This window comes from Streptomyces sp. NPDC048442 (assembly GCF_040651475.1).
In the GTDB taxonomy this organism is placed as follows: domain Bacteria; phylum Actinomycetota; class Actinomycetes; order Streptomycetales; family Streptomycetaceae; genus Streptomyces.
In genome coordinates, this window is the sequence record NZ_JBEZKB010000015.1 from 72,036 (window position 1) to 97,532 (window position 25,497).

Consider the following 25,497-nt stretch of genomic DNA (forward strand, 5'->3'; position numbering starts at 1 on the left):
TGTTGTTTTTTATCCGCGGCGCCGTCGTGGCTGGTCGCGCCCACGCGGCGGAGCCGCATGTCCCTTACAGCCCCGCGCCCCTAAAAACAGGCCCCGCTCTAGAAGAGCACTCGGGCGAGGGCCGAGCGGGCTGTGCCGACTCGGGGGTCGTCCGCGCCGACGACCTCGAAGAGTTCGAGGAGGCGGACCCGGGCCGCGTTGCGGTCGTCGCCCGCCGTGACGCGCACCGTGTCGACGAGCCGTCCGAAGGCGTCCTCGATGTGGCCGCCCGCGAGGTCGAGTTCGGCGGCGGCAATCTGCGCGGGTACGTCGGCGGGGCGGTCCGCCGCGTCCTTGCGCGTCTGCTGCGGGTCCAACTTCGTTACCCGGCCGAGGAGTTCGGCCTGCGCCAGACCGGCCTTGGCGTCCGGGTTGGCGGGGTCGTCGGCGAGTACGTTCTTGTACGCCTGGACGGCGCCGGCGAAGTCGTTGACGTTCAGGGCGTCCATCGCCGCGTCGAGCAGCGCGTCGTACGGGCCGACCGGGGCAGCGGTCTCCGCCTCGGCGTCCGCGACGGGGCCGTCCGCGACCTGAATGCCGGTGAGTCCGAAGCGCTCCTCGCCGACCTGGATCAGCTGGTCCAGGGTCTGCCGGATCTGCGCCTCGGGGGCCACACCCTGGAAGAGCGGCAGGGCCTGCCCCGCCACCACCGCGAAGACGGCCGGGATGCCCTGGATGCCGAACTGCTGCATCAGCATCTGGTTGGCGTCGACATCGACCTTGGCGAGGACGAACCGTCCCGCGTACTCCTGGGCCATCCGCTCCAGGAGCGGGCCGAGCTGCTTGCACGGCTCGCACCACTCGGCCCAGAAGTCGATGACGACCGGGACCTCGGACGAGCGCTGGAGGACGTCTGTCTCGAATCCTGCCTCGTCGACGTCGAACACGAGGTGGGAGGCGGGCACGGCTGCGGCGCCACCCTGCCGGGCGGCCTCGGCGCGCGCCTCTTCCGCCTTCTGCCGGGCCTCATTGGCCGCTTTCACCGCGGCGAGGTCTACGACGCCGCTCATGGACATGTTCCTAGGCTGCATGCGTACATCCTCCCCCCTCGGCGACCGGTTCAGAAAAGGCCGTCAAAAGGCCTCCGCCCGCAAGGGGCGGCACTGCTGTGCGGTACTGCTCCGCGTACTGCTGCGGTACTGCTCGGGCGGCGCCGGGTCCCCACCTGGCGCCAGTGGTTGTCGCTCGGCCCCCAGGGGAAGTTCCAGGAGGCTTTCGCTACGGGTCGTAGCGTAACTCGACCAGCCCCCCGAATGCCTCGTGATCTCGCTCACGATCCCCGTACGGGGCCTCGCGGACCCTCTGACGAACGGGAGCTACTCGCCGGTATGGTCTCCGGCATGTCCACCCCCGCCACTCCCCCACCACCCCGCACGGGCCGCCCCCGCAGCGTCACGGCGGACGCCGCGATCCTGGGCGCGACCCGCGACGCGCTGGTGGATCTGGGCTGGTCGAAGTTGACCATGGGGGATGTGGCACAGCGCGCCGGAGTCGCCAAGACGACCCTCTACCGACGCTGGGCACACAAGAACGAGCTGGTCGTGGACGCGGTCGCGGTGCTCTTCGACGAGCTCGAACTCCCCGACCGGGGAAGCCTGCTGGAGGACGTGCAGGGCGTGGTGCTGCAGTTCGCCGCGCTCCTCGAACGCCCCGAGACCAAGACCGCGCTGATGGCGGTGGTCGCGGAGTCCACGCGGGACGCCGTCCTGCGGGAGCGGATCCGCTCGGCCATCGTCGACCGCCAGAAGCGCCTGGTACTCCTGGGGCGGGAACGCGCGCAGGCCCGCGGCGAGCTGCCGTACGAGGAGTCCCCCGTGCAGGCAGCCCGCAACGCGGACCTGATCTTCGACGTGATCGCCGGGGCCGTCGTCCACCGGGCGCTGGTGAGCGCGGAACCGGTGGACGAGGCCTGGGCACACAGCTTTACGTCGCTGCTGGTGAGCGGCCTGGGCGGCGTGGGCGGCGTGCAGAACCGGTAGGCCTGGTGGTGCGTCAGACCTGGTAGCGGTCCGGCGCGAAGAGGCCGACGTTCTCGGCGACCCATTCGCTGGTCCGCTTCAGCCCCTCCTCCAGGGACATCTGCGGCTCCCAGCCCGCCCACTCGCGCGCCCGGGTGTTGTCGGACAGCAGCCGCTCGACCTCGCTGCCGGAGGGCCGCAGGCGTGCCGAGTCGACGACGACCTCGGCGTCCCGCCCGGAGGCGGCGATCAGCGCGGTGGCCAGGTCGCCGATGGCGATCTCTCGCCCCGTACCCAGGTTGACACTTTCGCCGAGCGCCTTGTCGCAGTCCGCCACGGCCAGGAAGCCGCGCGCGGTGTCGGTGACGTACGTGAAGTCGCGGGTCGGGGTGAGCGAGCCGAGCCTGATCTCCCGTGCGCCGGAGTGCAGCTGGGCCAGGATGGTCGGGATGACGGCGCGCGCGGACTGCCGCGGACCGTAGGTGTTGAAGGGCCGCACGACCGTCACCGGCAGCTCGAAGGCGTGGTGGAAGCTGAGCGCCATCATGTCGGCGCCGATCTTCGATGCGGAGTACGGCGACTGCGGCTGGAGCGGGTGCTGTTCGCTGATCGGTGCGGTGAGGGCGGTCCCGTACACCTCGCTGGTGGAGGTGTGGACGAGTCGGCGGACGCTGTGCCGGCGGCAGGCCTCGGCGATGTTCTCCGTACCGACGACGTTCGTCTGGACGTACGCGCCGGGCGAGGAGTAGCTGTACGGGATGCCGATGAGGGCGGCGAGGTGGAAGACGGTGTCGCAGCCTTCGACGGCGTCGGAGACCCGGCCCGCGTCGCGCACGTCGCCGGTGAACATCTCGACCTGGTCGCTTCCCAGGTGCTGCTTCAGGAAGCCCTTCTCGGCGTACGGCTTGTAGTGCACGAAGGCACGGACGTCGGCGCCGAGTTCCACGAGCAGGTCGACGAGCGTGGAGCCGATGAAGCCCTCGGCGCCGGTGACGAGGACCTTGCGGCCGTTCCAGTCAATACGGTTGATCATCGTGTGAACTCCATTGCCTGGTAAGTGTGTTCGGGAAGCCCGGAGAGCCGCATCACCTGCGCGGCCAGCAGGTCGGCGGCCTGTGCGTGCGTGCTGGGTCCGGCGGCGCGGGACATCGCACTCAGTCGCGCCGGGTCGGCGAGCAGCGGCTCGACGAGTGCGGCGAGCCGGTCGGCGGTCGTCTCCTCGTCCGGTACGAGGTGGGCCGCGCCGGCGTCCGAGAGGACCCGCGCGTTGTGGGTCTGGTGGTCGCCGGGGGCGTGCGGATAGGGCACGAGTACGGCGGGGACGCCGACCGTCTCCAGTTCGGCGACGGTCGCGGACCCGGCCCGGCAGACGACGAGGTCGGCGGCCGCGTACGCGAGGTCCATCCGGTCGAGGTAGCGGACGACGGTGGCGACCGGGTTGTCCCCGATGCGCTGCCGGGTCTCTTCCAGCTTGGCCGGACCCGTCTTGATCAGCAGGTGTACGTCGCTGCGGCCCCGCCACCTCTCCGCGAGCCCCACGGCCGCCTCGGTCAGCCGTGCGGCGCCGAGGCTGCCGCCGTTGAAGAGGACGAGGCGCGCGCCGTCCGGCACCCCGTACGCCCGCCTGGCCTCCTCGCGCGTCCCGGCCCGGTCGAGGCGGGCGAGGGACGCGGCGATCGGCATGCCGACGGTCATCGCGTTCTGGCCGCCGGCCAGGTGGGAGCGGCTGCGGTCGAAGGCGATGGCGATGTTGCTCGTCAGTCGCGCCGCGAACTGGTTGGCCCGTCCGGGGACGGCGTTGGACTCGTGGATGATGCTCGGCAGAGCGGCCATCTTCGCGCCGACGATCACCGGGGCGCTGGGGTAGCCGCCCATGCCGACGGCGACGTGCGCGCCCTGTGCCTTGAGGATCGAGCGGGCCTGCGCCCCCGATTTCAGCAGGGCGGCGGGCAGCAGATATCTCTTCGCGCCCAGCGACGGGTCGAAGGGGATCATGTCGACGGTGTGCAGCCGGTATCCGGCGCCCGGTATGAGGTCCGTCTCCAGGCCCCGGGTGGTGCCGACGAACGAGATGACGGCGTCGGGCACGGCCCGGCGCAGTGCCTCGGCGAGTGCGAGCCCCGGGTAGATGTGACCCCCGGTGCCGCCCGCCCCGATCACGACTGAAAGTGGAGTGCGCATGGCCGCCACACTCACGAGAATCCCTAAGAAGGTTCTAAGAGCCCGATTTGGCAGGATTCACCCATGACCCCGCCCACCGTGCCTGCCGTGACCACCCCGACCAAGATCCTGGTGGTCGACGACGAACCGGAAGTGCGGGCCGCCGTCGAGGACGGCCTCGCCATCGAGGGGTACGAGGTCCGGGGCGCGCCGGACGGCCTGGCCGCGCTCTCCACGACGGCGACCTGGCAGCCGGACGTGCTTGTCCTGGACGTGATGATGCCGGTCCTGGACGGGCTCGCGGTCTGCCGCCGGTTGCGCGCGGTCGGCAACCGCACCCCGATCCTGGTCCTCACCGCGCTGGACTCGGTGAGCGACCGCGTCGACGGCCTGGACGCGGGCGCCGACGACTATCTCGTCAAGCCGTTCGCGCTGGACGAGCTGGTGGCCCGGGTACGGGCGCTGCTGCGGCGTGCGGCCCCGCTCGCCGAGGAGGACCCGGCCCTGTCGTACGCGGACCTGGTCGTGGATCCGGTCACCCGCACCGGCCATCGCTCGGGCCGGCCGCTCGAATTCAGCCGCACCGAGTTCGCCCTGCTGGAGCTCCTGCTCCGCCACCCGGGGCAGGTGCTCCCGCGCGAGCTGATCCTCGAACTGGTCTGGGGCCGGGACTTCGGCCCGGACTCCAACTCCCTTGCCGTGTACGTCGGTTACCTCCGCCGCAAGCTCGAAGCGGCGGGCGGGACCCGCCTCGTGCACACCGTCCACGGCGTCGGCTACCGCCTGTCGTCGGACGCGGCATGAGCGGCGGCCGGCGCCGCCGCGCGCTGGGTGCCCGCTGGCGCCGCCACCGCCCGATCCGCACCCGCCTCGCGGTGTCGGCGTCGGCCGCCGTGGCGCTCGTCGCGATCGGCGTGTGCACGGCCGCGTACTTCGTCATCCGCTACGAGATGTACCACCAGCTCGACCTCAACCTCACCCAGTCCGCGACCCGCACCGTCCAGGCGGACCGGCACCCGGAGACCGGTGTCCTGGCGGGCGAGTGCCGCTTCCTCTCGGCTCCGGCGTGCGCCCAGGTCGTACCGTCCGATCCGGCGAAGGACACTCCGCAGCGGTACGTCCTGCCGGTCTCGGCGCCGGTCCGCGAGGTCGCATCGGGCGAGCGGCCGCCGTACTTCAGCAACTTCACGATGGAGGGTCACCCGGCCCGTATGGCCGTCACCCCCCTCGGCAACGGCCGCGCCCTCCAACTCGCCCTGCGCGCAGACTCGGTGGAGCGCGGCATCCGCCAGGCGGCGCTGCTCCTGTCCGTCGTCGGCGGTGCGGGCATCCTGCTCGCCGCCGCCCTCGGCCACTGGGTCTCCCGTACCGGCCTCGCCCCCATCACCCGCCTCACCGCCACCGCCGAACGCATCGCGACCACCCGTGACCCCCGCCACCGCATCGAACTGCCGCCGGGCCCGCCGAGCCGCCAGGACGAGGTCATCCGCCTCGCCACCAGCTTCAACACCATGCTCGGAGAGCTCGAAAAATCAGTCACCGCCCAGCGCCGCCTGGTCGCCGACGCCTCCCACGAACTGCGCACCCCGCTCACCGCCCTGCGCACCAACGCCGAACTCCTCGCCAAGTCCGACCGGCTCTCCCCCGCCCAGCGCGACCGGGCGTCCGGCGCCCTCTCCCGCCAGCTCCGCGAAGTCACCGGCCTGGTCAACGACCTGATCGAACTCGCCCGCGACGAAGAACCCCAGCCCCTCCTCGAAGAGGTCCGCATCTGTGCCCTGGCCGAACACGCGGTCGCCACGGCCGCCGCGCACTGGCCCGCCACCCCCTTCCCCCTCCACATCGACCCGGACGCGGCCCCGGTCACCCTCCCCGGCATCCCGGCCCGCCTGACCCGCCTCCTGACGAACCTCCTCGACAACGCGGCGAAGTTCAGCCCGGCCGGGGCTCCGGTCGAAGTCGAACTCACCGCACCGGGCGGGCACTTGGAGCTGACGGTCCGCGACCACGGCCCCGGCATCTCCACCGACGACCTCCCGTACGTCTTCGACCGCTTCTACCGCGCGGAAGCAGCCCGCGCCCTCCCTGGCTCGGGCCTCGGCCTGGCCATGGCCCGCCAGATCGCCCGCGCCCACGGCGCGGAACTGACGGCCGAACAGGCGGCGGGGGGCGGGGCGTTGTTCCGGCTGCGATTCGGGGCCGCTGCGCGCTAGCGGAATTCCGCCGCCGGTCCGTCCAGGTCACGGTCACGGGCGGCGATCTCCCCGACCGACTCCGTCCACCGGCATGCGGTTTTCGTGCGGCCGGGCACGTCAGTTTCAACTCCCGGGCCACGCCGCTCATTCCCGTTACGCGGTGTGATTCTTACCCGATGGCCTGGGCCCTTCTTCTCCTGCATACTCCGAGTCGGTCTCCGCCGGATAGTCGGAAAGCGCGGAGAGCCGATCGAGAGGAGTACGCATGACCCTGGGTACGAACGGTGCGGGCGAAGCGGGCAGTTGGAAGCTGGGTGGTGACCTCGCGGTCCATCGCCTCGGGTACGGCGCCATGCGGCTGCCGCAGACCGGCGAGGCTTTCGCGGCCGACGCCGTCCCGCGCGATCGCGACGAGGCCGTCGCCGTGCTCCGCCGGGCGGTCGAGCTCGGGGTGAACCACATCGACACCGCCGCGTTCTACTTCTCTGCGCTGCGTTCCGCCAACGAGTTGATCAACTCGGCCCTCGCCCCGTACGCCGACGACCTGGTCATCACCACGAAGGTGTGGCCCGGCCGGGACCCCTCCGGTGAGTGGTCGTACGCCGAGCCGCACCAGCTGCGCGGCCAGGTCGAGGAGAATCTGCGCCAGCTCGGCCGCGACCACCTCGACGTGGTGAACCTCCGCGTACCACGTCGGGAGACAACGGTCTCGGTCGCCGAGCACTTCGGCGTTCTCGCCGGGCTCCGCGACTCCGGCCTGATCCGCCACCTGGGCCTCGCCAACGCTTCCCCGGCCCACCTCGCCGAGGCCCGTTCCATCGCCCCGGTGGTCTGCGTCCAGAACGCGTACAGCCTGGGCGCACCCCGGGAGGACACAGAGTTCCTCCGCTCCTGCGGCGAACAGGGCATCGCGTACGTGCCCTTCTACTCCATCGCCGGCGCAGGGCGCGAAGCAGGAGCGACGGGTGCCGAGGACGCGCGCGTACTTGCCGTCGCGCGTGCGCACGACGCGTCGCCCGCACAGATCCGCCTGGCCTGGACCCTGCACCAGGGCCCCCACGTGCTGGCCATCCCGGGCACCGGCAACCCGGCACATCTGGCCGCCAATGTGGCCGCCGCCTCGATTCGCCTCACGGAGGAGGAACTGGCGCTGCTGGAGACACCCGACGGCCACCTGGCGAACGAGACGGCGCCGGTCCCGGCCTAGGTACGGCGCCGGCCCCCGCCTAGATGCGGCGCCGGTCGCGGACCGGCGGCGCGGCCTGTTCCCGCAACTCCCCCTCGTGGCAGCCTGGTTGCCATGACTGACGATGCCCACACCCCCGAGCTCTTCGCCTACGAGGCCGAGGGCGGCCCCCTCGCCTACTTCGACACCGGCGGGAACCTCCCGCCCCTCGTGCTGCTGCACGGCGGCTTCGTCGACCACCGCATGTGGCAGGACCAGATACCGGTTCTGGAACGCACCCACCGGGTAATCGCTCCCGATGCCCGGGGGCACGGCGAGTCGTCGGTGGCGCGGGCGCCGTTCCGGCCGGCCGACGACGTCGCCGCGCTGCTGCGTCACCTCGGCACGGGCCCGGCGGTCGTCGTCGGACTGTCGATGGGCGGCGCGACCGCCGTAGACGTCACTCTCGAACACCCTGAGCTGGTACGGGCGTTGGTGGTCAGCGGCGTCGGCACGAGCGAGCACGAGTTCCGCGACCCGTGGGTGCTGGCCGCCGTGACGGAGATGGAACGGGCGCTCGGCGAGGGCGACGTGGCGGGCTGGGTCGAGGCGTTCATGCGCTTCACCTCCGGGCCGCACCGCACCCTGGACGAGGTCGACCCCGAAGTCGTACGCCGCCTCCGCGAGATGGCGGCGCACACGATCTCCAAGCACACCCTCTCCCAGCACACCGGCACCGAGCCCGACCACCGCGTCCCGGTCACCGACACCTGGGCGCGCGCCGCAAAGATCGGCGTCCCTGTACTGGCGATCAACGGGTCCGTCGACGGCCCCGACAACCACAAGATGGCGGAACGCCTGATACGCACCGTCCCCGACGGCCGCCTCAGGCTCGTCGAGGGCACCGCCCACTACCCGAACATGGAGCGGCCGGACGTCTTCGACGCGTACCTCCTGGAATTCCTCCGTACGCTCTGACCGCCTGTCACGCCGAACGGTCAGGGTCCTCGGCACGGTCAGGGTCCTCGGCTCCGCACAAGAGCATCACCGACGCCCGGAATTGCTTCGCCGCACCCTGCGCGTCCATGCGCCCGCCGCGGATCTGCCGGTCGGCGGCGTGGCCGAGTGCGATCACCGCGGCGACCAGCCAGCCGGTCTCCAGATCTGCCGTGAACTCACCGCTGTCGCGCCCACGGCGGATCAGGTCCTCCAGACGCTGCTCGACCGGCACGTGACGCGACGCGTCCTCTTCCGCTGACGCTTCCGATTCCGTTGACGGGGCGCCGGCCGAAGGAGCGAACTCCGCCTGCTCCGCCAACAGCCTTCCGGCCGCGGTGAGGAACCGGCCGAGGGCTTCGGTCGCCGTGCCGGCCTCAAGGTCGGCTGCTTCCAGTACCGCGAACGCCCGGCGGCTCAGCTCGTCGCGCACCGACGAGAGGAGCGCCTCGCGGGTACCGAAGTGCACATAGGCGGTCTGCCGTGTCACACCGGCCGTGGCGGCGATCTCCGCCATGCTCGCCTCGGGCCGCTCGGCAAGCACCCGGACCGCTGCCGACACCAGTGCGGCACGGTTGCGCTGGACCTCTACCCGCTGACGGCGACGCCTTATCTCTGACACGATTGACAACGATACAGCACGCCTCAAGACTGACCCGCATGTCAGAAATAACTGAACCGGCGGCGCGCCGCCTCCTGGTCGACTACACCCGCGACATGGCCCTCTCCGACGAGGACCCGGCACGGATCGTGGGCCGCACCCTGACCGACGATGCGGTCTGGGTCACCGACGGCACGGAGCTCACCTGCGCCCAGTTGATCGCGCATGCGGCCCCGGCCCGCAAAAACGTCACCGCCACCCACATGAGAATCGACGATCTCCTCGTCGACGGCCGCCGATTCGCCGCCCGCTGCCGCCTCAGCGCGGAACACCGCAAGCTCGGCCCCCTGGTGAGCGAGTGGCTCCTGATCGGCGAGGTCGCCGACGACGGACGGGTGCGCCGCATCCACCAACTCGGCCGCACTCCCGCTGCCGCACCGGGGACGCGCGAGTCCGCACAGGGGACGCGCGCTTCCGCACCCGGGACCCGCGAGTCCGCACGCGGGACAGCCGAGTGATCCGCCTGCCCGTCCGGCTCGTCCAGGGCCTCGCCCTGATGTCCACCGGCGCCCTCGCCGGCGCATTCGGCTACGGAGCGGCCAACCTCGTCCCCACCTTCAACGCCGTACCGCTCGACATGCGGCTGTCCTTTCACACCCAGTTGATGCAGATGAACGGCATCACCATGCAGGCCGCCATGGGCACGTCGGCGCTCAGCGCCCTCGTACTGGCAGCCCTGACGCACGGCGTCGCACGGCGGCTGGCCGCGGCGACCGGGATCCTCGTCATCGCGTCCTTCTTGATCACCCGTCTCGGCAACGTCCCCATCAACGGCCGCATCAAGCAGTGGGCGGCCACCTCGGCACCCGCCGATCACGCCGAGATCCTGTCTCGCTGGGAGGCGTTCAACTACGCACGCACCGCGACCGCGTTCGCCGCCTTCGCGCTGCTGATCCTGCTCTCCCTGCGCCGAAGCCACTCCCCCCGGGATCCGAACGACAGCCCCTGACGATCCCGAGGGTGACCGCGTCGCCCCCGCCCGGCCTTCCCTACTGCCAGGGCGAGTCGGACCGCTTCGCGTTGGCCGTCATCCGGCGCAGCACCTTCAGCGCGGCCACGTACTCCTCGTCGCTGACGCCCTCGTGCACCTGGGCGCGCAGGCCGGTGACCAGCTCCTTGATCTGGGCCTTGCCCGCGTGTCCCGCGTCGGTGAGCGAGAGCCGGGACGAGCCGTCGGCGGCGAGCCAGCCCCGGTGCAGGAGCTGGTCGACGACGCGGGAGGTGTCGTACGGGTTGTCGGCGACGGCCGCGAGCTGCTCGACGAGCTGTTCGCGGCTGCTGCCGCCCGCCCCGATCCGGTTGAGCACCCACCACTGGGGCTGGGTGACGTCGAAGCGCGCCATCGAGTCGCGCAGCAGGTTCTTGACGGCGGTGCTCGCCACGCCGGTCCAGTAGGCGACGGGCTGGGAGGCGAGGTCCGCGTCGGCGGCCTGCGGGTTGGCGATGTGCTGGGCGGTGGGGGTGCTCGTGGTGGTCATGCGGGCGACGGTAGGACCTCAACCCAGGTTGAGGTCAACACGTCGCCCGCACCCCCAACTCGCCCTAGAACCCCGGAGGTTCGGTGTAGACGCCCCACTCGTCCCGCAGTACCCCGCAGATCTCCCCGAGCGTCGCCTCCGCCCGTACGGCGGCCAGCATCGGCTCGATCATGTTGGAGCCGTCGCGGGCGGCGGCCAGCATCGCGTCCAGCGAGGACCGCACCTTCGCGTCGTCGCGGCGCGCCTTCCGGTCGACCAGCACCCGGACCTGCTCGGTCTCCACCTCGTGGCTGACCCGCAGGATCTCCAGGTCGCCGGTGACCGAGCCGTGGGCGGTGTTGACGCCGACGACCAGCTTGTCGCCCTTCTCCAGCGCCCGCTGGTACTGGAAGGCGGACTCGGCGATCTCGCCGGTGAACCAGCCGTCCTCGATGCCGCGCAGGATGCCCGAGGTGATCGGCCCGATCGGGTGCTGCCCGTCCGGGTGGGCGCGCAGTCCGCGCTCCTTGATCTGCTCGAAGATCTTCTCGGCCTCGGCCTCGATGCGGTCGGTGAGCTGCTCCACGTACCAGGAACCGCCCAGCGGGTCGGCCACGTTGGCCACCCCGGTCTCCTCCATCAGCACCTGCTGCGTGCGCAGCGCGATCTCGGCGGCCTGCTCGCTGGGGAGGGCGAGGGTCTCGTCGAGGGCATTGGTGTGCAGGGAGTTCGTCCCGCCGAGGACGGCGGAGAGGGCCTCCACCGCGGTCCGTACGACGTTGTTGTACGGCTGCTGCGCGGTGAGCGAGACGCCGGCCGTCTGGGTGTGGAAGCGGAGCCACTGCGCCTTGTCGGTCTTCGCCCCGTACACCTCCTTCATCCAGCGGGCCCAAATGCGGCGCGCGGCGCGGAACTTGGCGATCTCCTCGAAGAAGTCCAGGTGCGCGTCGAAGAAGAAGGACAGACCGGACGCGAAGTGGTCGACCTCCAGGCCGCGGCTCAGCCCCAGCTCCACGTACCCGAATCCGTCGGCGAGGGTGTACGCCAGCTCCTGCGCGGCCGTCGCCCCTGCCTCGCGGATGTGGTAGCCGGAGACGGAGAGCGGCTTGTACGCGGGGATGCCCGCCGCGCAGTGCTCCATCAGGTCGCCGATCAGGCGCAGGTGCGGCTCGGGCTGGAAGAGCCACTCCTTCTGCGCGATGTACTCCTTGAAGATGTCGGTCTGCAGCGTGCCGTTGAGGATCGCGGGGTCGACGCCCTGGCGCTCGGCGGCGACCAGGTACATGCAGAAGGCGGGGACGGCGGGACCGCTGATCGTCATCGAGGTCGTGACGTCGCCGAGCGGGATGTCCTTGAAGAGGACCTCCATGTCGGCCGCCGAGTCGATGGCGACACCGCAGTGGCCGACCTCGCCGAGCGCGCGCGGGTCGTCGGAGTCGCGACCCATCAGGGTCGGCATGTCGAAGGCGACGGACAGCCCGCCGCCGCCCGCGGCCAGGATCATCTTGTAGCGCTCGTTGGTCTGCTCGGCGTTGCCGAAGCCCGCGAACTGGCGGATGGTCCAGGTCCGGCCGCGGTAGCCGGTGGCGTGCAGTCCGCGGGTGAAGGGGTACTCCCCCGGCCAGCCGATGCGCTCGAAGCCCTCGTACTTGTCACCGGGGCGCGGGCCGTAGACCGGCTCGACCTCGTCCCCGGAGAGCGTGCTGAAGTCGGCGTCGCGCTTGCGGGCCTTGTCGTACCGGGCCTGCCAGCGGAGGCGGCCCTCTTCGATCGCGGCAGCGTTGTCCGTGGAGTCCATACCTTCAATTTACTAGGACGTCCTAGTAAATGTCGATGGACAACCGCCGTACGGTTCGAATCCGTACGGCGGAGTTGCGGTGACGCCTGGTGACGCCTGGTTACGCCTGGGCCTTGCTGGTCACCGGGGACGGCTCCCGGACCAGCGGCTTGGCCTCGCGGGTGATCTTCGGCTCGACGAAGAAGCTGGCCACCGGGATGCAGCCGGCCGCGAGCACCCAGAGCAGCTTGCCGAAGGGCCACTTCGCCTTGGTGCCGAGGTCGAAGGCGAAGACCACGTAGATGATGAAGAGCACACCGTGGATCTGGGAGATCAGCATGGTGTCGCCGGTCTGGAAGCCGTACTTCAGGACGATGGCGACGGTGAACACCAGGAGCCACGCGGCGGTGACGTAGGCCATCACCCGATAACGGGTCAGCACGCTCTGTTTCATGTCATCGAGCGTAACCGGGCATCCGGGGCGATCTTCGGGCGGGCTGCTCCGGCTCAACCAGCCGACCTGCCCGTCCCGCCCGTCCCGCCCGTCCGGCCCTCAGCTCTCGTCGAAGTCCTTCGCCGCCACCCGCAAGGGGCGCAGCATCGCGAAGATCTCCGCGCACTCCTCCGCGTCGTACGCACCGAGCCCGAACTCCATCGCCATCAGGTCGCGGGTCGCCGACTCGACAACCTCCCGGCCCTTGTCGGTGATGGCGGCGAGGGTGCCGCGCCCGTCGTTGGGATTGGGGCGCTTGTCGACGAGGTCCGACTTCACCAGGCGGTCCACGGTGTTCGTGACCGACGTGGGGTGGACCATCAGCCGCTCGCCGATCTTCGACATGGGCAGCTCGCCCGCCTTGGAGAAGGTGAGCAGGACCAGTGCCTCGTACCGGGCGAAGGTCAGTCCGTACGGCTTGACGACCGCGTCGACCTCGGCGAGGAGGATCTGCTGGGCCCGCATGATCGAGGTGATCGCGGCCATCGACGGCACGGGGCCCCAGCGCCGCTGCCAGAGTTCGTCGGCGCGGGAGATGGGATCGAAGGGGAGGCTGAGCGGCTTCGGCACGGGACGACCCTACCGGTCAGTCATATGCTGGTCAGCTTTGTCTCGCGGTTCGGTACATCTTCGTTCCGAAACCACCTCCGCCTCCCGATCGCGGGTCCGCCGGACCTCCCTGACCAGTACGAGCGTGCAGAGCGTGCCGACAGCCCCTGCCCCGGCTGACCTGGTCCCCGCTCACGCTCACCCTCACCATCCGCGCCGGCTGGGAGGAGCGGCAGCCGCTGGACGGGCGGGGGCTGGTGCTGATGCTGAGTCTGTTCTGCCGGCCGGACCTGGTGACGGGGTTCGAGGCGCCGTGGCAGCCCGCCCTCGCGTACCCGGTCCGGGGCATCGGCGGGGTGGGCCGAGCAGCCGGAGGGGGCCCGCACCCCTGCCGCCCTGGCCCGTCTCCTCGGCCGGGGCCGGGCCGACGTCCTGTGCGCGCTCGACGAGCCCGCCACCACCTCCGCCCTCGCCCTGCGCCTGGGCCTCGCCGCGTCGTCCGTCTCCGCGCGCCCCGCAGAGCGGACCGTCACCCCCCGTACGAACACGGGTCGTAACCCCGTACAAACCAGCCGTTATGTCACGATTGGGCGTCCCGTTTCGCCCGCCAGCAGTCGTCCCGAGGGGGCTGGATGTCCGGCCGAAGGATCTTCCGTACGCGTACGTCGACCGCACTCGCGCTCGCTCTGATCGGCTCGGTCGGCGCCACCGCCGGGTGCTCGTCCCCCGACTCCGTGGAACCGGAGAAGCCGGAGACATCGCAATCGTCGGAGAAGACGGCCGGCCCCGCCGCCAACACCTCCCCCTTCTGGGTCGACCCCAACTCCAGCGCCGCCCGCCAGGTCAAGGAGTGGACGGCCCAGGGGCGTACCGACGACGCGAACCAGCTCAAGAAGATCTCCGAGCGGCCGGTCGCCAACTGGCCCGCCGGGGACAACCCGGTGCCGGACGTCCAGCGGGTCACCGCCGGCGCCGCCGCGGAGGGGCGGACCGCCGTCCTCGTCGCGTACAACATCCCGCACCGCGACTGCGGCCAGCACAGCGCGGGCGGCGCGGCCGACAGCAACGCCTACCTCGGCTGGCTGGACGCCTTCGCGAAGGCCATCGGCGACGCGAACACGACCGTGATCCTGGAGCCCGACGCCGTCCCGCACATCGTCGACGGCTGCACCCCCGTCGAGGACCACGACGAGCGCAGCCGGCTGCTGTCGCAGGCGATCTCCCGGCTGAAGGAGCAGCCGAAGACGAAGGTCTATCTGGACGCGGGGAATCCGGACTGGATCAAGGACGCCGGCAAGATCGTCGACCCGCTGAAGCGGGCGGGGGTCGCGAAGGCCGACGGGTTCTCGCTGAATGTGTCCAACTTCCAGCGCGACGAGGCGGTCAAGGCGTACGGGGCGCAGCTGTCCGGGCTGCTCGGCGGCGCCCACTTCGTCGTCGACTCCAGTCGGAACGGGAACGGCCCGCTGCCGGGCTCGCGCGCCGGCGCCTGGTGCAACCCGTCCGGGCGGGCGCTGGGCAAGCCGCCCACCGACCGGACGGGGGACGCGCTGCTCGACGCGTACCTGTGGATCAAGCGCCCCGGCGACTCGGACGGCGAGTGCCGGGGCGGTCCCGCCGCGGGGACCTGGTGGCCGGACTACGCGCTCGGGCTGGCGCGCAAGTCCAAGTGAACTACGCGCAAGTCCGGGTTGACTGCGCGCGAGTCCAGGTGAACCACGCGCAAGCCCACGTGAACCACCGTCCGGGCAGGCTCACTTGACCTGAATCCACTTCGCCTCCGACGGCACCCCGTCCTTGTCCGTCACGAAGAGCATGTACCAGCCCGCCGGGACCAGCGTGCGGTCGTCGGGCACCGTCACCGTAAGCCCGCCCCTGTCCTTCTTGAGGCCGAGCTCGATCGAGCGCTGCTCGACGTCCGTGGTGTGGGTGACGGCACTGGGACGCATGAGACGCGCCTTGACGATCCGGTCGGCGTCCTTGCTCTTGTACGTCGCCGAGTCGTCGGACGAGAAGGCTTCCGGGCCGCCTTCGAGCACCGGACGGTTCTTGCCCTTCTCCAGGTAGGGCGGGGTGAAGATCTCCACGCGCTGCTCGAAGGTGCCGAGCTTGGTGTTGTCCTCGTCGCCGTAGAGCGGGTCGGAGCCGAAGGTGGCGACGCGGCCGTCCGGCAGGAGCAGCGCCTCGGAGTGGTAATTGCGGCCGACCGTCGGCTCGGCGGCGTCGCGGAAGGCATTGGCCCTGGGGTCGTAGAACTGCGCCTGCAGAATGTCGCTGGCGCCCCGGCCCCGGTAGTCCTTCGAGCCGCCGCTGGTGAAGACGGAGTCGTCGGGCATGAGGACGCTGGAGAGGTAGCGGGTGCCCTGGGCGAGCTGCGGTCCTGTCCTGAACGCCGGGTTGTCGGCCTTCAGGTCGGCGATCGCCGTACGGGTGGTCGCCTTCTCGGACTCGCCGACGCCGCCACCGCCGAGCACCATCACCTTCTGGTCCTGCGCGGGCGGCAGGAGGACGGACGCCGAGGTCTCCAGCTGGTCCTGGTCGGTCAGACCGGCGACCTTGGTGAACTTGTTGGTGCCGACGTCCCAGATGCCCGGCTCACGGCCCTTCAGGGCGGGGCCGTAGCCCGCGTTCGAGCCGGAGTAGAAGAGCTTGCCGCCCTTGGTGAGGAAGAGCGCGGGGTACGTCGGGAAGTAGCGGAAGGGCCCCTTGCCCCACTTCTTGGTCTTCGGGTCGTAGATCTCGTTGTCGCCGGGGACCACGTCGCCGACGTCGTTGAGCCCTGAGGCGGCGAGAACCTTGCCGTCTTCGAGCGTGGTCAGCGTCGGGTACCAGCGGGCGTCCTTCATGGGCGCGACGGGCACGTACTTCTCGGCCTTGGGGTCGAACTCGTATGCCGCCTTGATGCCCTGGAAGTCCTGCTTCTCGGTGGTGATCTTCTGGGCGAGGCCGTAGACGTTGTCCGCGTCCTCCTCCGACAGGCCGACGATCTCGTACTGCGCGGCCTGTGTGGTGAGCGCGCCCGCGCCCTCCTTCGCGGCCTCGACGAAGACGCGCGACTCGGCGGCCGTCACCTTCGTCTCCCACGGCTTCATCTGGCCCGACGCGAAGTAGCCGATCTTGAAGTCGCGCTTCGCCTTGGGAACGGTGACGTCGAACTTCGAGAGGTACTCGACGCCCGAAGGCGAGCGGAAGCGGGTGCCCTTCTTGAGGGTGATGGGCTTGTCCGGGGACTCGTTCTTGACGCGCATGCCGCCGCCGGCCCGGGTGATCTTGTCGTCCAGGACCTCGTAGCGGGCGGTGCCGCCCGCCACCAGGAGCTGCCCGTCGGGGAGTTGGGCGTGCCCGGCACAGAAGAAGTCCTCGGGGGTGGGGATCTTCTTGAAGGTGTTCTTCTTCGGGTCCCACAGGACGGTGTCGAAGGTCCCGGAGTCGAACTTCTTCTGGTCGTTGCCCGATCCCGCGATGAGGAGCACCTTGCCGGTGTGCAGGAGGGCCGCGTGGATGGCGTTCATCCGGTACTCGCCGGGGACGTTCAACAGGTCCCAGGAGCCGAACTCCGCCTTGTAGCCGGGCTGGGCGATCTTGTACGCGTGGTACTTCTCCTGCGCGAAGTCCAGCGCCGCGGGGGCGTTGAGGCCCACGAGCAGGACGACGGCGCCACCGCCGAGCAGGGAGTTCCTGAGCTTCTTGGGCGCCTTCCTGGCCTGCGGCTCGGAGGGCCTCCCGGGGGGCTGCCCGGGGGGCTTCGGCGGTGCGGCGGGCCCGGACTTCGCGGACTTCGCGGACTTCGCGGACTTCGGCTGAGACTTCGACTCGGACTTCGGCTCGGACTTCGCGGAGGACTCGGGCTGCTCGGCCTGCTCCGACTGCTCGGAGGGCTTGGGCTTGTGCTGCTCCGAAGGCTTGGGCTGCTCGGAGGGCTTGGGCTTGGGCTGCTTCGAAGGCCTGGCCTGCTCGGAGGGCTCGGAGGCCTTGGAGGGCTTGGGCTGCTCGGGGGGTTCGGCTCCCTGGGGCGCCTTGTCGGCCGGGCGGTCGGGCATGTCACTTGCCTCCGGTGGTGGCGTTGGCAGTGGCGGGCGCTGCGGTGGCAGGGGCTGAGGCAGTGGCAGTGGCTGCGGCGGCCGCCGGGGCGGGGGCCCCCGCTGCGACCGCCTTCACCGGCTCCGCGTCGACGCGCGCGAGCCTGCGCTCCGGGCTCGTACCGCGCTCGGTCCTCCGGTTCCAGATCCACAGCACGAGCGGCGCGAGCGAGATGATCAGCGCCAGTACGGCCCAGGTGCGCATCGCCGCGTGCGTGTGCCCGTAGTGCACGGACGCCCACAGGGACGCGATGATCACCGCTGCCCAGAAGAGGTGGATACGGAAGGTCAGCAGCCGGTCGGGGCTGGCCTCGCCGCCCTTGGGGGTGACGACGAACCGGCCGCGCCGGCCGACCAGGGCAGCGCCCAGCGACTTGAGGTAGATCGGCGCGCAGATCGCGGACATCGCCATGCCGGCCAGTCCGCCGGAGCCCTCGGGCTCGTGCGGGGAGACGTTGTGGCGGCGGTTCCACAGATAGAGGCAGATCTGGAGGGCGACGGCGTCGCTGTAGAGCATCAGCCAGACCGAGGTGGAGACCTGGGTGCCGGACGCCCCGAACCACAGGAACAGCACACAGCTCAGAATGCCCAGCAGCCAGTTGACCGCCGTCATGGGGTAGTACACGAGCATCAGGCCGTAGTTGAGCAGACGCCCCGGCGGAACCCGGAAGGGCGCCTTCCAGAACTGCTTGAACACCGTCTCGTACGTACCCCTGGACCAGCGCAGCTGCTGGGTGAAGAAGTCCGTCCAGGACGCCGGGCCCTCGCCGACCGCGAGCACGTCGGGGGTGTAGACCGAGCACCAGAAGTGGTTGGTGCGCGGGTTCCGGCGGCGGTGCAGCTCGAAGCCGGTCGCCATGTCCTCGGTGATCGAGTCGTACAGGCCGCCGATCTGGGTCAGGGCAGTGACGCGGACGACGTTGTTGGTGCCGACGAACATGGGTGCGCGGTAGCGGTTGCCTGCCCGCTGGATGAGCGCGTGGAAGAGGTACTGCTGCGACTCGGCGGCCTTGGTGACGGCGGCGGTGTAGTTGCCGTACACCTGCGGGCCGACGACGAAGGCGACGTCGGGGTCGCGGAAGTAACCGAGCATCCGCTCCAGGTAGTTGGGCAGCGGGATGTGGTCGGTGTCGACGGAGGCGAAGTAGTCGTAGGAGCCGCCGTGCATGGCCAGCCAGGCGTTGTAGTTGCCGTGCTTGGTCTTCGCCCGGTGCGGGCCCTTCTTCTGGTTCCAGTCCGGGATGCCCTTGCGGCTGAAGTGGCGTACGCCCAGCTCTTCGCAGAGCGCCAGCGCCGCGGGGTCGTCGCCCTCGTCGAGCAGCCAGACGTCGAGCGGCCCGTCGTGCCGGACCTCGACCGCGCCCTGAAGGGTGGCCCGGACCATGGCGAGGGGCTCCTTGCCGGGGACGTACGTCGTGAGGAACGCGACGCGGGTGCCCTTCTCGGCGGTGACCGGGACCGGGTCGCGGGCGACCATCGTGGCGTGCGCGATCGACACCACGTTCATCAGCATGAAGAACATGATCAGAGCGATCGCCCCGAGCATCGTGAAGTCGGCACGGACCAGCCAGGGGTCGGCGTTCTCCCGCTCGGTCCAGTGCGAGGGCCAGATCAGATACGCCAGCAGCACCGCCGAGAGCAGCGGGGCGAGCGTCATGAGGAGGACGGCTCGTATTCGGTGGGGCTCCTTGGAGAGCAGGCTCGTGTACTGGACCGTGTAGGGACCGGCCCCCGGGTCCGTGAGCGGCCCGGCGAGGCGGCTGTGCTTCTCGTAGTCGTAGCCCTCCGGCAACACGCTGCCTCCAAGCTGGTTCCGTGAGGCCCATACCTCACAAGTCCAACAGAAGGGCAGAATGACGCGCCCTGCGACTCGAGACGTCCGATGGAGGGACCCACCACGACCTGTGCAACGGCTTGCGGGAGCCGCCCTATAGAGGCGCGGGGCCGTATCCGACATGCGGCTCCGCCGCGCGGGCGCGCCCAGCCGCAACGTCGCCGCACGTCAGCGACGGCACCTCACGGCACATCCAGCGAAGCGGCCTGGCGCCGGACCTTCCGCAGGCGCAGCCTGATCGCGTGCTGGGCGACGGGACCCAACTCCTCCAGCGCACCCACCAGCCCCCCGAGCTGCTCCAACGCGTCCAGCGCGCTCATCGCCCCCGTCTCGTCCACCCCCTCGTACAGCTCAAGACCGATGAAGGCCGCGGCCACCGCGCGGGCGAGCCCCGCCGGATCGGTGAACTCGCCGATCGGGCTGCCTTCGAGCACCCTGGCGAGCACCTTCTCGATCTCGTCCACCCACAGGTCGAGCCCGGCGGCCGTCGCCGGCGCGAGCCCCGGCTGGGTCTGCGCACCGGCCAGGAGCTGGCCGAGGAAGGCGACGTGGCCACCGCGCTTCTCCTCGTCGTGCATGACCCGGCCAAAGGCGAGCAGCTCGGTGAGCGAGGTGACGGCGGCCAGTCGCGGCCGGTAGTGGGCGACGCGCTGTTCGGCCCCGTGCCGGCACGCGGCGGCGAGCAGTTCGTCGACCGAGCCGAAGTGGTAGAACACCAGCGCCTGATTGACCCCCGCCGTGGCCGCGACGGTGCGCGCCGACGTCTTGGCGATGCCCTGCTCGGTGAGCGTGCGCAATGCCCCCACCAGCAGCTTTTCCCTGGTCTCCGCCGCACTCACGCGCGGGCCTCCTCGCGGATCGGGCGCAGCCCCGGCCGGATGCCGTGCGCTGTCGCGTCCATGAAGGCGGCCCGGAAGGACCCCTCGTACCCGAAGAGCGGCCCGAACCGCCGGTTGACCACCCTGACACGGATCCGGAAGCGCCCTGTCCAGTCGTCGTACGACTCCCTGACCTCGGCGTCGCCGCCGATGAGGTCGGGGACGCGGACGTCCAACGGGCCCTCGCGGAAACGGTGCTCGCCTGAGCGAATGACCAGGCCGCCGTTCGAGTCGGCGGAGAAGTGGAGGTCGCTGGCGAGGTGCTGATGGGTGCCGAGGTAGTCCAGGACGCAGTTCCGCTCGGGGCTGTAGATCATGGTGGCGTCGAAGCGGCGGGGCCCGCCGGGGAGGTGGAAGGTCCGGACGAAGGTGACGGTCTCGCGGCCGTACGAGTCGGCGTACGGGACGTTCTCGATGACGAAGGGGACGTGGCGCCCGGTCTCGGGGACGAGGATGTTGCGGGTCGCGCCGAGCTTCAGGAACGGCCGTACGAAGCCGGGGCCGTGCCAGATCCGGTCCATGACGCCGCGCCCGACGCACGCCTCGCCGCTGTCCAGGCCGACGGAGAAGCGGCGCTGGAGCATGGGGTGGAGGCGGCCGAAGGTGTCGTCGCCCATGGCGGTACGGAAGAGGGAGGCGTGCCTGACGGGGGTGGGACGCACGGCCTGCGGCCGGTTCACGGGTTCTCCGGTGCGGTTCATGCCTGCTCCAGGCTGGTGAGGATCGAGGGCGCATGGACCGGGGCGGGCGGCGTACGCAGACAGCGCCGCGCGGCCGGCGTACCGGGCAGCGGCGGCAGGAGGACGGCCGCCGCGAGGAGCACCGCCGCGAGCACGGGGGCACCGCCGGCGAGCTCGGGCACGTGGACGGCGAGCGCGGGCCCGCTGCCCGCCAGTACGACCGCGAGGACGGCGACGGCGGTACGGGCCGCCAGCTCGCCGAGCGCCCTGGCCAGCGCCGCGGCCGGGCTCGTGCCGCGCTCCAGCCAGAGCCGCAGCCGGTCGAAGGACCAGGCGGTGGCCCACCCCATGAGCGGCCGGAACAGCAGCCGGTCGGCCACCTTCCCGAACCGCCCCCAGCGCGGCCGGTAGTCGTACCCGGTGAAGAAGCGGACCCCGTCCGCCGTCGGTACGTACCGCCAGTAGCCGCTGCCCTCCGCGAGGAGCGAGAGCGGGTGCGGCGACGCGAAGCGCAGGGCGGAGGTGCGGGTGCCGTCGGGGCGGCGGCGCTCCCCCGCCGACACGCCGGTTCCGGCGATGGCCAGGAAGGGCAGCACCTTGGTGGCGTACCGGAAGCGCTGCGGCTCGCCCGGGTCGGGGCGCGGCAGGTAGTCGATCTCGGTGAAGCGCAGGTCCCAGCGCTGGTGCTGGGCGGGTTCCTGGGTGCGCTCCCAGAGGAGTTCCTGATCGGCACGGATGAACGCCTCGACGTACAGCTGCTTCATGTGTCCATCCCCACGACTGGAAATTTGAGCGACTGCTCAAATGGAAGGTAACCCTTTTTGAGCAGTCGCTCAACCCCACTTTGAGCGACTGCTCAATTTTCGGACAGCAGAAAACCCCTGGCCCGCAGGACCAGGGGTTTCGTAAGGAAAGACGCGCGGCGGATCAGGCGGACAGGTGCCGCTCCACCGTCTCGACCTTGGAGGTCAGACCGTCGGTGACCGACGGGCGGATGTCCGCCTTCAGGACGACCGAGACGCGCGGCGCCCGCGCCTCCACGGCGGCCACGGCGCGCTTGACGACGTCCATGACCTCGTCCCACTCGCCCTCGATGGAGGTGAACATCGCGTCCGTACGGTTCGGCAGCCCGGACTCCCGGACCACGCGCACGGCGTCGGCGACGTACGCCCCGACGTCCTCGCCCACGCCCAGCGGCGTAACAGAGAAGGCGACGATCATGCGGCGGCCGCTTCCTTGCGGGCGCGGGCGGCGATCACGGCGCGCTCGCCCTCGGCCTTGAGCTTCCGCTCGGCGAAGAAGCCGCCGAGCGGCAGGACCGACATCACGAAGTAGAAGGCGGCGGTCTTCAGCGACCACTTGGTCCTGTTCCACGCGTCGGCCCAGAAGAGGACGTACAGCACGAAGAGGAGGCCGTGGACCGCGCCCATGACCGGGACCGCGTTGAAGTCCGTGGTGCGCTTGAGCACCGAGCAGACGAGCAGCAGCAGGAAGGACACCGCCTCGGGGGCGGAGACCAGGCGGAGGCGGCGGAGTGCGGAAGCGGTCTTGAGATCCACGGAAGGGCAACCTTCGTCGTCGGGGGCGGGCGATCTTGTGAACGTATGCACAAGCGCGGAACCATTGTGGCATCCGGTTTTGCCAACCTTTGGCTCAGGGTCGTCTCCGGGGCCGCATCGGGAGCGGATCGAGGAGTATCAGGGCCACATCGGGAGCGGATCGAGGAGTATCCGGGCCGGTTTCCGCCGGAAGCCCCTGGTAGCGGACGCATCGTGCGGATACCTTCGATCCGTGGCTCAGTTCCGACTCCAAGGCAGCAAGGTGCTCGCCGTCGACATGACCGGGGACGCCGTCAAGGCGAAAAACGGCTCCATGGTGGCGTACGACGGCCAGATCGCCTTCAAGAAGATGACCGGCGGCGGTGAAGGCGTGCGCGGCATGGTGACCCGACGCCTCACCGGCGAACAGATGACGGTGATGGAGGCGAAGGGGCACGGCACGTGCTACTTCGCCGACCGCGCCAGCGAGATCAACCTGGTGAACCTGACCGGCGAGAAGCTGTACGTCGAGTCCAGCAACCTGCTGTGCACGGACGCCTCGCTGCGCACCGGCACCACCTTCACCGGGCTGCGCGGCGGCGCGAGTGGCAACGGTCTGTTCACCACGACCGTGGAGGGGCACGGCCAGGCGGCCCTCACCTCCGACGGCCAGGCGGTCGTGCTGCGGGTGTCCGCCCAGTACCCGCTCCAGGTCGACCCGGGCGCGTACATCGCGCACACCGGCAATCTCAGCCAGTCCTTCCAGTCCGGGGTCAATTTCCGGACGTTCATCGGCGAGGGTTCGGGCGAGGCCTTCCAGATCCGCTTCGAGGGCGAGGGCCTGGTCTACGTCCAGCCCAGCGAGCGCAACACGATCGGGGGCGACGTCTGATGCCGTTCCGCGAGATCAACTCCCGGATGGTCGAGGCGCAGGTGCTGCCCGGCCAGAAGATGTACAGCCAGCGCGGCGCGATGCTCGCCTACAAGGGCGACGTGTCCTTCACCCCGAACATCCAGGGCGGCCAGGGCGGCGTCATGTCGATGATCGGCCGCAGGGCCGCGGGCGAGGCCACCCCCCTCATGACGGTCGAGGGCAGCGGCACCGTGATGTTCGGCCACGGCGGCCACCACATCCAGGTGATCACCCTCGCCGGGGACACCCTGTACGTGGAGGCGGACCGGCTGCTCGCCTTCGACGGCGCGCTCCAGCAGGGCACGATGTTCATGGGCTCGCAGGGCGGAGTCATGGGCATGGTGCGCGGCCAGGTCACCGGCCAGGGCCTCTTCACCACCACCCTCAAGGGGCACGGTGCGGTCGCCGTCATGGCGCACGGCGGCGTCATCGAGCTGCCGATCACCCCGCAGCGCCCGGTGCACGTCGACCCGCAGGCGTACGTCGCCCACCACGGGGACGTACGCAACAAGCTGTCGACCGCACTCGGCTGGCGCGACATGGTGGGACGCGGCTCGGGCGAGGCGTTCCAGCTGGAGCTGTCCGGCAACGGTGCGGTGTACGTCCAGGCATCCGAGGAGAAGCTGTGACCGGCCCCGTAGTGCTCGACCCGCACACCCTCCCCTCGGACGACAACGTCAATCCGTACACCTTCTGCGTGGAGCTCAAGGGGAGCCAGTGGTTCCTGCAGAAGGGCAAGATGATCGCCTACTACGGGCAGATCGACTTCAACGGCATCGGCCACGGCCGCTTCGACCGGCTGCTGCGGACCTCCTTCCACTCCCCGCTGCACGTCAGTGACTGGGTGGTCGCCGAAGGCAGCGGCAAGATGCTGCTCGCCGACCGCGCCTTCGACGTGAACTCCTTCGACCTGGACGAGGGCAACCTGACGATCCGCGCGGGCAACCTCCTCGCCTACCAGCCCACCCTCGCGCTGAAGCAGTCGATCGTGCCGGGCTTCCTCACCCTGATCGGTACGGGCAAGTTCGTCGCCGCGTCCAACGGCCCGGTCGTCTTCATGGAGCCGCCGATCCGCGTCGACCCGCAGGCCCTGGTCGGCTGGGCGGACTGCCCGTCCCCCTGCCACCACTACGACCACGGATACATGGCCGGCCTGCTGGGCGGTCTGCGGGCGATGACCGGGATCGGTGGGGCGTCCGGCGAGGAGCACCAGTTCGAGTTCGTCGGGACGGGCACGGTACTGCTCCAGTCGACCGAGCTCTTGATGGCCGAGCAGGCGGTGGGCGCGGTGGGCGGCGGCGCCGGGCAGAATGCAGGGGTGCCGGGGGGCGGCGGTCCGGCCGGCGGCCAGCACGGCGCACAGGGCTCGACTCCGCGGCTGCCGGGTCAACTGGGGGACCTCCAGCGCCGGTTCGGACTGTAGGCGATAGCCTGCGGAGCGTGACCTGCCGCTCCGGGGCTTCTCTCCGGCGGCCCGGAGCGCCCAGAGCGCCCGGAGCACCCGGAGTGCCCAGAGTCACACTCCCAGACTTTGTCCAGTATTCAACTTCTTAGGTAGAATCCGACCATGCCCCCCATGGACAGCGATCCCTCGGTCGACGGCACTGCCGCCACCCCCTGGCTCAGCGACGCCGAGCAGTGTGCCTGGCGCACCTGGCTGGACGCCAGCAAGCTGCTGATGCACCAGCTGGAGAAGGACCTCCAGCCGTTCGGCCTGACCAACAACGACTACGAGATCCTGGTCAACCTCTCCGAGTCCGCCGACAAGCGGCTGCGGATGAGCGACCTGGCGACCGCCACCCTCCAGTCCAAGAGCCGCCTCTCGCACCAGATCACCCGCATGGAGACCGCGGGCCTGGTCCGCCGCGAGAACTGCGAGTCGGACCGGCGCGGGCTGTACGCGGTCCTCACCGCACAGGGCGGCGAAGTGATGCAGAAGGTCGCCCCGCACCACGTGGCCTCCGTGCGCCGCCACTTCATCGACACGATGTCGCCGGACGAACTGCTCCAGCTGCACGCCTCGCTCACCCCGATGACGGAAGAGCTGCGCGGCAGGCGCGGCAAGGCCTGACGAGTCTCGCCAAGTCCCGCCGAGTCCTGACGGGTCCTGACGGGCCCTGACGAG

Annotated in this window: 27 protein-coding genes and 1 pseudogene; 13 read left to right on the forward strand and 15 right to left on the reverse strand. The window is 70.4% G+C overall.

All coding sequences use genetic code 11. The features are described 5' to 3' along the window. Nucleotides 1–98: 98 nt before the first annotated feature. Entirely contained in the window at nt 99–1,070 is a 972-nt protein-coding gene (locus AB0D18_RS22555) for a tetratricopeptide repeat protein (protein WP_362421267.1), read from the reverse strand. A gap of 297 nt (nt 1,071–1,367) precedes the next feature. Here AB0D18_RS22555 and AB0D18_RS22560 point away from each other — a divergent pair, with 297 nt between their 5' ends. Continuing rightward, nucleotides 1,368–2,018, forward strand: a complete 651-nt coding sequence (locus tag AB0D18_RS22560; protein WP_362421270.1) for a TetR/AcrR family transcriptional regulator — start codon at nt 1,368–1,370, stop codon at nt 2,016–2,018. Nucleotides 2,019–2,031: 13 nt separating this feature from the next. Here the strand turns inward: AB0D18_RS22560 and AB0D18_RS22565 are convergent, their stop codons facing one another. Together AB0D18_RS22565 and AB0D18_RS22570 are read right to left on the reverse strand one after the other, a co-directional pair. After that, nucleotides 2,032–3,030 carry a GDP-mannose 4,6-dehydratase gene (locus AB0D18_RS22565; protein WP_362421272.1) on the reverse strand — a complete coding sequence of 333 codons (999 nt, stop codon included), beginning with the start codon at nt 3,028–3,030 and terminating at the stop codon, nt 2,032–2,034. Next, nucleotides 3,027–4,178: a UDP-N-acetylglucosamine--N-acetylmuramyl-(pentapeptide) pyrophosphoryl-undecaprenol N-acetylglucosamine transferase gene (locus AB0D18_RS22570; protein WP_362421274.1), complete on the reverse strand. Its 1,152-nt coding sequence runs from the start codon at nt 4,176–4,178 to the stop codon at nt 3,027–3,029. The genes AB0D18_RS22565 and AB0D18_RS22570 overlap by 4 nt, the downstream gene beginning before the upstream one ends. A 63-nt stretch (nt 4,179–4,241) precedes the next feature. Here AB0D18_RS22570 and AB0D18_RS22575 point away from each other — a divergent pair, with 63 nt between their 5' ends. The 4 genes from AB0D18_RS22575 (at nt 4,242) to AB0D18_RS22590 (ending at nt 8,495) form a co-directional block, all read left to right on the forward strand. Further along, nucleotides 4,242–4,961 carry a response regulator transcription factor gene (locus AB0D18_RS22575; protein ID WP_362421276.1) on the forward strand — a complete coding sequence of 240 codons (720 nt, stop codon included), beginning with the start codon at nt 4,242–4,244 and terminating at the stop codon, nt 4,959–4,961. After that, entirely contained in the window at nt 4,958–6,370 is a 1,413-nt protein-coding gene (locus AB0D18_RS22580; RefSeq protein WP_362421279.1) for a HAMP domain-containing sensor histidine kinase, read from the forward strand. The genes AB0D18_RS22575 and AB0D18_RS22580 overlap by 4 nt, the downstream gene beginning before the upstream one ends. Nucleotides 6,371–6,617: 247 nt before the next feature. Further along, nucleotides 6,618–7,559: an aldo/keto reductase gene (locus AB0D18_RS22585; protein ID WP_362421282.1), complete on the forward strand. Its 942-nt coding sequence runs from the start codon at nt 6,618–6,620 to the stop codon at nt 7,557–7,559. A 93-nt stretch (nt 7,560–7,652) separates the two neighbouring features. Then, a complete protein-coding gene (locus tag AB0D18_RS22590; protein ID WP_362421284.1) occupies nt 7,653–8,495 on the forward strand; it encodes an alpha/beta hydrolase in 843 nt (280 codons plus the stop codon). Nucleotides 8,496–8,502: 7 nt separating this feature from the next. Here the strand turns inward: AB0D18_RS22590 and AB0D18_RS22595 are convergent, their stop codons facing one another. Further along, a complete protein-coding gene (locus AB0D18_RS22595) occupies nt 8,503–9,135 on the reverse strand; it encodes a helix-turn-helix domain-containing protein (protein ID WP_362421287.1) in 633 nt (210 codons plus the stop codon). A 38-nt stretch (nt 9,136–9,173) separates the two neighbouring features. Here AB0D18_RS22595 and AB0D18_RS22600 point away from each other — a divergent pair, with 38 nt between their 5' ends. Beyond that, nucleotides 9,174–9,632, forward strand: coding sequence for a hypothetical protein (locus AB0D18_RS22600; RefSeq protein WP_362421290.1), 459 nt, complete (start codon nt 9,174–9,176; stop codon nt 9,630–9,632). Then, nucleotides 9,629–10,123: a DUF1772 domain-containing protein gene (locus AB0D18_RS22605; RefSeq protein WP_362421293.1), complete on the forward strand. Its 495-nt coding sequence runs from the start codon at nt 9,629–9,631 to the stop codon at nt 10,121–10,123. Before AB0D18_RS22600 ends, AB0D18_RS22605 begins: the two co-directional genes overlap by 4 nt. A gap of 40 nt (nt 10,124–10,163) precedes the next feature. Here the strand turns inward: AB0D18_RS22605 and AB0D18_RS22610 are convergent, their stop codons facing one another. From AB0D18_RS22610 to AB0D18_RS22625, 4 genes are all read right to left on the reverse strand, one after another. After that, nucleotides 10,164–10,652 (reverse strand): MarR family transcriptional regulator, encoded by a 489-nt coding sequence (locus AB0D18_RS22610; protein ID WP_362421296.1) that lies wholly within the window; start codon nt 10,650–10,652, stop codon nt 10,164–10,166. A 64-nt stretch (nt 10,653–10,716) separates the two neighbouring features. Next, nucleotides 10,717–12,429, reverse strand: coding sequence for a methylmalonyl-CoA mutase family protein (locus AB0D18_RS22615; RefSeq protein WP_362421299.1), 1,713 nt, complete (start codon nt 12,427–12,429; stop codon nt 10,717–10,719). A 100-nt stretch (nt 12,430–12,529) separates the two neighbouring features. Further along, on the reverse strand, nt 12,530–12,862 hold the full coding sequence (locus AB0D18_RS22620; RefSeq protein ID WP_362421302.1) for a DUF3817 domain-containing protein: 333 nt from the start codon (nt 12,860–12,862) through the stop codon (nt 12,530–12,532). 99 nt (nt 12,863–12,961) lie between these two features. Further along, entirely contained in the window at nt 12,962–13,471 is a 510-nt protein-coding gene (locus tag AB0D18_RS22625; RefSeq protein ID WP_362421305.1) for a MarR family transcriptional regulator, read from the reverse strand. A 149-nt stretch (nt 13,472–13,620) separates the two neighbouring features. On the opposite strand from AB0D18_RS22625, the pseudogene AB0D18_RS22630 reads away from it, so the two are divergent. After that, nucleotides 13,621–13,960 (forward strand): annotated as a pseudogene (locus tag AB0D18_RS22630) (transcriptional regulator); the annotation flags it as partial. Nucleotides 13,961–14,082: 122 nt separating this feature from the next. Further along, nucleotides 14,083–15,123 (forward strand): glycoside hydrolase family 6 protein, encoded by a 1,041-nt coding sequence (locus tag AB0D18_RS22635; protein WP_362421308.1) that lies wholly within the window; start codon nt 14,083–14,085, stop codon nt 15,121–15,123. An 81-nt stretch (nt 15,124–15,204) separates the two neighbouring features. On the opposite strand, the gene AB0D18_RS22640 is transcribed toward AB0D18_RS22635, so the two are convergent. From AB0D18_RS22640 to AB0D18_RS22670, 7 genes are all read right to left on the reverse strand, one after another. Next, nucleotides 15,205–17,490, reverse strand: a complete 2,286-nt coding sequence (locus AB0D18_RS22640) for a galactose oxidase-like domain-containing protein (RefSeq protein WP_362421311.1) — start codon at nt 17,488–17,490, stop codon at nt 15,205–15,207. Nucleotide 17,491: 1 nt separating this feature from the next. Continuing rightward, nucleotides 17,492–19,324: a cellulose synthase catalytic subunit gene (locus AB0D18_RS22645; protein ID WP_362421314.1), complete on the reverse strand. Its 1,833-nt coding sequence runs from the start codon at nt 19,322–19,324 to the stop codon at nt 17,492–17,494. Nucleotides 19,325–19,545: 221 nt separating this feature from the next. Next, on the reverse strand, nt 19,546–20,202 hold the full coding sequence (locus tag AB0D18_RS22650; protein WP_362421317.1) for a TetR/AcrR family transcriptional regulator: 657 nt from the start codon (nt 20,200–20,202) through the stop codon (nt 19,546–19,548). Beyond that, on the reverse strand, nt 20,199–20,858 hold the full coding sequence (locus AB0D18_RS22655; protein WP_362421621.1) for a DUF4166 domain-containing protein: 660 nt from the start codon (nt 20,856–20,858) through the stop codon (nt 20,199–20,201). The genes AB0D18_RS22650 and AB0D18_RS22655 overlap by 4 nt, the downstream gene beginning before the upstream one ends. An 80-nt stretch (nt 20,859–20,938) precedes the next feature. Beyond that, nucleotides 20,939–21,685, reverse strand: a complete 747-nt coding sequence (locus tag AB0D18_RS22660; RefSeq protein ID WP_362421320.1) for a hypothetical protein — start codon at nt 21,683–21,685, stop codon at nt 20,939–20,941. 163 nt (nt 21,686–21,848) lie between these two features. Further along, nucleotides 21,849–22,142, reverse strand: a complete 294-nt coding sequence (locus tag AB0D18_RS22665) for an MTH1187 family thiamine-binding protein (RefSeq protein ID WP_362421323.1) — start codon at nt 22,140–22,142, stop codon at nt 21,849–21,851. Further along, entirely contained in the window at nt 22,139–22,480 is a 342-nt protein-coding gene (locus AB0D18_RS22670) for a DUF3817 domain-containing protein (RefSeq protein WP_362421326.1), read from the reverse strand. Before AB0D18_RS22670 ends, AB0D18_RS22665 begins: the two co-directional genes overlap by 4 nt. 232 nt (nt 22,481–22,712) lie before the next feature. On the opposite strand from AB0D18_RS22670, the gene AB0D18_RS22675 reads away from it, so the two are divergent. The 4 genes from AB0D18_RS22675 (at nt 22,713) to AB0D18_RS22690 (ending at nt 25,443) form a co-directional block, all read left to right on the forward strand. Then, a complete protein-coding gene (locus tag AB0D18_RS22675; RefSeq protein ID WP_362421329.1) occupies nt 22,713–23,351 on the forward strand; it encodes an AIM24 family protein in 639 nt (212 codons plus the stop codon). After that, nucleotides 23,351–24,001: an AIM24 family protein gene (locus tag AB0D18_RS22680; protein ID WP_362421331.1), complete on the forward strand. Its 651-nt coding sequence runs from the start codon at nt 23,351–23,353 to the stop codon at nt 23,999–24,001. Before AB0D18_RS22675 ends, AB0D18_RS22680 begins: the two co-directional genes overlap by 1 nt. Further along, nucleotides 23,998–24,795 (forward strand): AIM24 family protein, encoded by a 798-nt coding sequence (locus AB0D18_RS22685; RefSeq protein WP_362421334.1) that lies wholly within the window; start codon nt 23,998–24,000, stop codon nt 24,793–24,795. Before AB0D18_RS22680 ends, AB0D18_RS22685 begins: the two co-directional genes overlap by 4 nt. Before the next feature lie 153 nt (nt 24,796–24,948). After that, complete coding sequence (locus tag AB0D18_RS22690) at nt 24,949–25,443, forward strand: MarR family transcriptional regulator (RefSeq protein ID WP_362421624.1); 495 nt, start codon at nt 24,949–24,951, stop codon at nt 25,441–25,443. Nucleotides 25,444–25,497 lie beyond the last annotated feature (54 nt).